At 66.6% G+C, this 7,264-nt stretch carries 6 protein-coding genes; 4 read left to right on the top strand and 2 right to left on the bottom strand.

The window, feature by feature from the left end; genetic code table 11:
* Window positions 1–523: 523 nt before the first annotated feature.
* Together AC3FOF_RS39475 and AC3FOF_RS39470 are read right to left on the bottom strand one after the other, a co-directional pair.
* Window positions 524–805, bottom strand: a complete 282-nt coding sequence (locus AC3FOF_RS39475) for a hypothetical protein (protein ID WP_035811687.1) — start codon at window positions 803–805, stop codon at window positions 524–526.
* A gap of 164 nt (window positions 806–969) precedes the next feature.
* The gene (locus AC3FOF_RS39470) at window positions 970–1,977 is read right to left on the bottom strand and encodes a LysR substrate-binding domain-containing protein (RefSeq protein ID WP_488729709.1); all 1,008 of its coding nucleotides are present in this window, start codon (window positions 1,975–1,977) and stop codon (window positions 970–972) included.
* A gap of 191 nt (window positions 1,978–2,168) precedes the next feature.
* Here AC3FOF_RS39470 and AC3FOF_RS39465 point away from each other — a divergent pair, with 191 nt between their 5' ends.
* From AC3FOF_RS39465 to hpaI, 4 genes are all read left to right on the top strand, one after another.
* The gene (locus AC3FOF_RS39465) at window positions 2,169–3,182 is read left to right on the top strand and encodes a tripartite tricarboxylate transporter substrate binding protein (protein WP_276268366.1); all 1,014 of its coding nucleotides are present in this window, start codon (window positions 2,169–2,171) and stop codon (window positions 3,180–3,182) included.
* A gap of 7 nt (window positions 3,183–3,189) precedes the next feature.
* Window positions 3,190–4,722 (top strand): UxaA family hydrolase, encoded by a 1,533-nt coding sequence (locus tag AC3FOF_RS39460; RefSeq protein WP_276268365.1) that lies wholly within the window; start codon window positions 3,190–3,192, stop codon window positions 4,720–4,722.
* A gap of 167 nt (window positions 4,723–4,889) precedes the next feature.
* Window positions 4,890–6,377 carry an NAD-dependent succinate-semialdehyde dehydrogenase gene (locus tag AC3FOF_RS39455; RefSeq protein ID WP_276268364.1) on the top strand — a complete coding sequence of 496 codons (1,488 nt, stop codon included), beginning with the start codon at window positions 4,890–4,892 and terminating at the stop codon, window positions 6,375–6,377.
* A 37-nt stretch (window positions 6,378–6,414) separates the two neighbouring features.
* Window positions 6,415–7,221, top strand: coding sequence for a 4-hydroxy-2-oxoheptanedioate aldolase (hpaI, locus tag AC3FOF_RS39450; RefSeq protein WP_017226899.1), 807 nt, complete (start codon window positions 6,415–6,417; stop codon window positions 7,219–7,221).
* The last annotated feature ends 43 nt before the right edge of the window (window positions 7,222–7,264 follow it).

The following is a 7,264-nucleotide window of genomic DNA, read 5'->3' as shown; positions in this document are numbered from 1 at the left end:
ATTCCGAAGAATCTCGCTCTTTCGAGCGGTCGCTCACTCTCAGAAAACTGACTGGCTACGTCCGAAGACATAACCAACATGTTTTACTGTGCGAGCACTTTATAACTTGTAAGCTAAAAGACCGAAGTCTTCCGCATCCGCTATCAAGCGCCCACACTTATCGGTTGTTTGTTTGTTAAAGAACTGGCCGCGGTTCGCTTTGCTTACCGCGTCGCTGCGTTGTCTGCAGCAGAGAAACGAGATTATGAAGCTTAATCTTGTTTTAATCAACAGTTTTTCGCAAGTTTCATTTTGCTTCGGTTCGCTTTGCTTTTTGCTCCGCTTGCCTATTCTGCTAACCCCGCAACCCTTGCCCCGTCTGCTTTGCAGCGGTGTCGTGTTGCGAGGGGGCGAATACTAAAGGACCTGCGCTGCCGTGGCAAGCCCTTCTTGAAAATTATTATCTTGGGGCGTCAGAAGCACATGAGACGCAGCTTGCCCGGCACGGGTGCTGCGGGCCGTCTTGCGCGGCCAGCGACTGCGACTACAGGTCGAGAGCCTGGCCCGGCACAGTGCCGTCGATGATTTCCTGGGCAAACGACAGCATGGCACGACGCGCGGCACCGATGTTTTCCCAAGGCTTGGTCGACGAAGGAAATACACGGGATTGCTCTGTCCCCGGCTTCTCCCCTTCGCGGCAAATCACCACGGAAGCATTGAAGCTGCGGTCGCGCCGGGGTTGCGTGCCGATCCGTTCACCGACGTGCGGGTAGATCAGCGGGTAAATGTCAAAACCTTTGTAGCTGGCGCTGGGCTTGTTGTCCACCATGGGCTCCGTTTTTATGGAAAGGCGGGACTGTACCTTACGCAAGGGCGTCCGTGATTCTTTTGTCTTGAATGCTCTCGCCGCGGGGTGGCGGAAGAGAATCGCCCGTTCGTTCCAGTCGCCACCGTCACGCCATGCTACGAACCGCTTGCACTCGAAGTCGCTTAGTTGGCCGCTGGCTTGCGCTGCCGACGCGCGACCTTGCCCGCGGCTTTTTGCGGCGCAGTCTCCTGCTGCACGGCAAACTGGCCGGCGGCCACGCGCAGGCACTCGACCAGTTGCATGCTGCTGGGCGTAGGCCGCCCCTCCCGCAGCGTGATCAAGCCAACCGGCGGCAGCTCCAGCGGCAAATCCAGGGGCAGTCGATGGACGCGCCCTTCCCGCTCGAACTGCTGCGCCACCGACCTGGCCAGGAAGCCCACGGCATCGAGCTGGCCGACGAAGGTGGCAATCGCAAGATAGGACGACGACTCGATCAGGTCGGCAGGCGGCTGCAGCCCTTGGCGGTAGAACTCCTGCTCGATCTTCACCCGCAACGACGCCCACGGCGGCGGCACCACGCAGGGCAGGCCGGCAAGATCCAGCCAGCCAGGTTTGCGCTTGCGCGCCAGCGGGTGACCGCTGCGCACCACCGCCACCATGGGCTCGTTATAGAGCGGCTCGGTCACCAGATCGGGCGCGGCGTAGCCTGGCTCCAGCCTGGCTACGATCAGATCCAGCTCGCTGAGCCTCAGCTTGGGCAGCAGGTGCGGCAAATCGCCCTCCTCCACCAGCACCGTGGCCTGCGCCGAGCGCTGCTTGAGCAACCCCACGGCCTGCGCCAGCAGCACTGGCAGGGCCGCGCCCATCGATCCCACCCGGGTGCGCCCGGCAGCACCGCTGGCCTCCGCCGCGATCTCGTCGCGCGTGCGTTCGTATTGCGCCAGTACGGAACGGGCGAAGCGCACCAGCGACGCGCCCGCCGGGGTGGGCTCGGTACCGCGCGTGGAGCGTGTGAAGAGCGTCAGGCCCAGCGTTTTCTCCACCTCGGTCAGCATTTTGGAGACGGCGGGCTGGCTGACGGAGAGGAACTCGGCGGTATGGCCGAGATGGCGGAATTCGTCCAGCGCCACCACCAGTTGGAGGTGGCGCAGCTTGATATTGGAGCGCAGCGCGCGGTCGATCTGGGCCATGCCGTATTTTACTTAACTTTCAGCTTATGAAGCTATTCCGATCATTGATTGGATTGTTATGAAGCCTGCCCGCACAATCCAGCCTGACCGACGGGCACGAGAGGCACGGCAGGCGCGCTGGACGCCGATACATTGCCTGCCATGCGCTTCGGCCCACGACACTGATAACAACGACCCTGCGAGGACGACACATGACCGCACCCCACGGTTTCAATCCCGGGCGCCGCCGCCTGCTCATCGGCGGTGCCGCTGCAGCCACCGCCGGCGGCGCCGGCCTGCTGCTGCCGGGCCTGGCCCGCGCCGCCGAGTATCCGGCACGCCCGATCACCTTTATCTGCCCGTGGCCGGTCGGCGGCACCGCGGACCAGTCGATGCGCACCCTCTGCCAGGTGGCCTCCGGCGTGCTCAAGCAGTCTATCGTGGTGGACAACCGCGCCGGCGCGTCGGGCATGATCGGCGCCAAGGCGCTCTCCCGCGCCAAGCCCGACGGCTACACTATCGGACAGATCCCGATTTCGGTGACCCGCTTCTCGCAGCTGGGCATGCTGCAACTGGATCCGCGCACCGACCTTACCTACCTGGCCCGCACTTCCGGCCAGACCTTCGGCATCGCCGTCCCGGCGGGCTCGCGCTTCAAATCGCTGAAGGATGTGATCGCCGAGGCCAAGGCCAACCCTGGCAAGCTCACCTACGCGCACGCCGGCATCGGCGGCGCCACCCATGTGGGCATGGAAGAGTTCGCGCAGGTCGCCGGCATCCGCTTCAATGCGATTGCCTACAAGGGCGGCGCGCAGGCCTTGCAGGACGTGCTGGCCGGGCAGGTCGACCTGCTGGCCGACTCCAGTTCCTGGGCGCCCCATGTGGAAGCCGGCAAGCTGCGGCTGCTGGCAACCTGGGGCGAGCAGCGCACGCCCCGCTTCAAGGACACGCCGACGCTCAAGGAACTGGGCTTCAACGTGGTAGTGGAAGCGCCCAATGGCATCGGCGCGCCGGCCGGGCTCGATCCCGCCGTAGAGAAGACGCTGCGCGACGCCTTCCGGCAAGCCGTGGCCAGCAAGGAATTCCAGCAGGTCGCGGCCCGCATCGACGCGCCCGTGATGTACCTGGACGGCCCGGAGTACAAGCGCTACATCCGCACCGTGTATGACCAGGAAACCCACCTGATCCAGCGCCTCAAGCTCAAAGAACTGCTGCAACAAGGTTGACCGCACCGTGAACTCCGCCGCCCCCGCTACCCTGATCCGCCTGCACGCCAACGACAACGTCCTGATCGCCCGGGATGCACTGAGCCTCGGCCAGAGCCTCCCCGAAATAGGCCTGCGCGTGCGCGCGCAGGTGCCCGCCGGACACAAGATCGCCGCCTGCGCCATTGCCAAGGGCACCCAGGTGCGCAAGTTCGACACCGTGATCGGCGTGGCCGGTCGCGATATCGAGGCCGGCGATCACGTGCACTCGCACAATCTGGAACTGGTGGACTTCTATCGCGACCCTGGCTTCTGCGAGGACGTGCGGCCGGTGGACTACGTGCCCGAGGCCGAGCGCGCCACCTTCATGGGCTTCATCCGGCCCGACGGCCGCGTCGGCACGCGCAATTTCATCGGCATCCTGTCGTCGGTGAACTGCTCGGCCACGGTGATCCGGCATATCGCCGACCACTTCACGCCCGAGCGCATGGCGGCCTATCCCAACGTGGACGGCGTTGCCGCCTTCGCGCAGAGCAGCGGCTGCGGCATGTCCTCGCCCAGCGAGCATTTCGACGTGCTGCGGCGCACGCTGGCCGGCTACGCCCGCCACCCCAACCTGGCGGGCGTGCTGATCGTGGGCCTGGGCTGCGAGCGCAACCAGGTGGCGGCGCTGGTGGAGTCGCAAGGCCTGGTGCCCGGCAGCCACGTGCGCACCATGGTGATGCAGGACACCGGCGGCACGCTGGCCACCATCCAGGCCGGCATCCGCGCCATCGAGGAGATGCTGCCCGGCGCCAATGCCGCGGTGCGCCAGCCGGTATCCGCCAGCCACCTGAAGATCGGCCTGGAATGCGGCGGCTCGGACGGTTTCTCGGGCATCAGCGCCAACCCGGCGCTGGGCGCCGCCATGGACATCCTGGTGCGCCACGGCGGCACCGCCATCCTGTCGGAGACCCCGGAGATCCACGGCGTGGAGTACATGCTCACGCGCCGGGCCGTGACGCCGGAAGTCGGCCAGAAACTGCTGGACCGCCTGGCCTGGTGGGAGCGCTACACCGCTGGCCAGAACGCACAGTTCAACGGCGTGGTCGGCCACGGCAACCAGCAGGGCGGGCTTGCCAATATCTTCGAGAAGTCGCTCGGCTCGGCGATGAAGGGCGGCACCACGCCGCTGCAAGCCGTCTACGAATACGCGGAGCCGATAGAGCAGGCCGGCTTTGTCTTCATGGATTCGCCGGGCTACGACCCGGTGGCCGCCACCGGCCAGATCGCCAGCGGCGCCAACCTGATCTGCTTCACCACCGGGCGCGGCTCGATGTTCGGCTCCAAGCCGGCGCCCACCATCAAGCTGGCCAGCAATACGCCGATGTACACCCGGCTCGAAGGCGATATGGACATCAACTGCGGGCTGGTGCTGGACGGCGAACTGAGCGTGGAGGAAATGGGCCAGCGCATCTTCGAACATATCCTGCAGGCCGCTTCAGGCCAGCCGACCAAGAGCGAGGCACTGGGACTGGGAGACAACGAGTTCGTGCCCTGGCATCTGGGAATCGTCAGCTAGAGCAAGCAGGCCCGAGGCCCGCAACGAAGCTGCCGGGATGCGCCAAAACCGTCTGCCATGACGAAGCTGTTTATTCCCTATCCCGCTTGCAGGAGAGGGAGTAAACAGCCAGCCAGCGAAGCGAACACAAAGACCACGACAAACCCACGAACCCACCCAGCGACGCCATGCCCTCCATCCAGCCACTTTCCCTCGATCACCCCGCCCTGCTGCGCACCCGCAACTTCATCGGCCATGCATGGTGCGACGGCCTCGACGGCCAGCACCTTGAGGTGAGCAATCCCGCCACCGGCGCCGTGTTCGCATCCGTGGCCGACAGCGGCGCCGCGGATGCGGCCCGCGCCGCCGACGCGGCCCATGCCGCCTTTCCCGCCTGGAGCCGCCGCACCGCACGCGAGCGGGCCCAGTTGATCAAGCGCTGGCACGCGCTGATCCTCGAACACCGGGAAGACCTCGCCCGCATCATCTCCACCGAACAAGGCAAGCCGCTCCAGGAAAGCCGCGGCGAGGTGCTGTACGGCGCGTCCTATGTGGAATGGTTTGCCGAGGAAGCCACGCGCATCAGCGGCGAGATCGTGGCCGAGGCTGTGCCCGGGCGCAAGATGCTGGTGCTCAAGGAGCCGGTGGGCGTGGTGGCTGCCATCACGCCGTGGAACTTCCCGCTCGCCATGATCGCCCGCAAGATCGCGCCGGCGCTGGCCGCCGGCTGCACGGTGGTGGCCAAGCCGGCGGAAGACACGCCGCTGACGGCCCTGGCCCTGGTCTACCTGGCCGAGAAAGCCGGCCTGCCCGCCGGCGTGCTCAACATCGTCACCGCCTCGCGCGCCAACACGCCGGCCGTGGTCGACGCATGGCTGGCCGACGGCCGCGTGCGCAAGATCACCTTCACCGGTTCCACACCGGTAGGCAAGCACCTCGCCCGCGAATCCGCCGGCACGCTGAAAAAGCTGTCGCTGGAGCTGGGCGGCAATGCGCCCTTTATCGTGTTCGACGACGCCGATATCGATGCCGCAGTCGATGGCCTGATGGCGTCCAAGTTCCGCAACGGCGGCCAGACCTGCGTCTGCCCCAACCGCGTCTACGTGCAGGCCGGCGTACACGACCATTTCGTGGCGCGCCTGGCGCTGCGGGTGGCCGCCTTGCAAGTCGGCCCGGCCACCGAGGAAGCTTCGCAGATCGGCCCCATGATCAATGCCCGCGCGGTGGACAAGATCGCCCGCCACGTGGAGGACGCCGTGGCCAAGGGCGCGCGCGTAGTCACCGGCGGCGAGCGGGTGCGCCTGGACGACGGGCCGCACTACTACGCGCCCACCGTGCTGACCCACGCCACGCCGCAGATGGCGCTGTCCTGCGAGGAAACCTTCGGCCCGGTGGCGGCCATCTTCCGCTTCACGGACGAGGAGGAAGTGGTGCGCGACGCCAACGATACGCCGTTCGGCCTGGCCGCCTACTTCTACTCCAACGACGTGCGCCGCATCTGGCGCGTGGCGCAGGCGCTGGAGACCGGCATCGTCGGCGTCAATGAAGGCGCCATCGCCTCCGAGGCGGCACCTTTCGGCGGCGTCAAGGAATCCGGCTACGGCCGCGAGGGATCGCGCCACGGGCTGGACGACTACATGCACACCAAATACATTTGCCAGGGCCAGCTCGGCTGAGCCGCTGCCCCCGACCCACGACATCTCCCGGAACACCATGCCCGCACAAAATGCATTCAAGGCCGCGCTGGCGGCCAGCCAGCCACAGATCGGCCTGTGGCTCTCGATGGCATCGCCCTACCTGGCCGAAGTCTCGGCCACGGCCGGCTTCGACTGGCTGCTGGTCGACGGCGAGCACGCACCCAACGAACTGCGCGACACGCTGCATACGCTGCAAGCCATCGCGCCCTACCGCTCGCAGCCGGTGGTGCGCTGCGTGGCGGGCGAAGTCGCGCTGATCAAGCAGTTGCTGGATATCGGCGCGAAGAGCCTGCTGGTGCCGATGGTCGATACCGCCGAACAGGCTGCCGCGCTGGTAGCCGCCACGCGCTATCCGCCGCAGGGCATTCGCGGCGTCGGCAGCGCCGTGGGCCGGGCCTCGCAATGGAGCGCCCGCGCGGACTACCTGGCCGTGGCGGATGACGAGATCTGCTTGCTGGTGCAGGCCGAGACCGTGAAGGCCCTGGGCAACCTGGAAGCCATCTGCGCCGTCGACGGTGTCGACGGCGTCTTTATCGGGCCGGCCGACCTGGCCGCCTCGATGGGCCATCGCGGCAACCCTGGCCACCCCGAGGTGCAGGCGGCGATCGAAGGTGCCATGCGCACCATCGTCGCCAGCGGCAAGGCGGCCGGTACGCTGACCTCCGACCCCAAGCTGGCGCGCCGCTACCTGGAACTGGGCTGCACCTTCGTGGCCACCGGCGTGGATGTGCTGGTCTATGCCGGCGCGGCGCGCCGTCTGGCGGCGGACTTCATCGCCACCGGCGCCGCCCCCGCCGCCACCGGGCCTTGCGCCGCGTACTGACGCCCGCGCGCCCATTGCCGCCACCCATCACAAAGCAAGCCGA

The sequence above is a fragment of the Cupriavidus sp. 96C5-1 genome, from assembly GCF_057798855.1.
The sequence above is the reverse complement of the archived record's forward strand: the minus strand, read 5'-3'. Positions and strand labels throughout refer to the sequence as shown.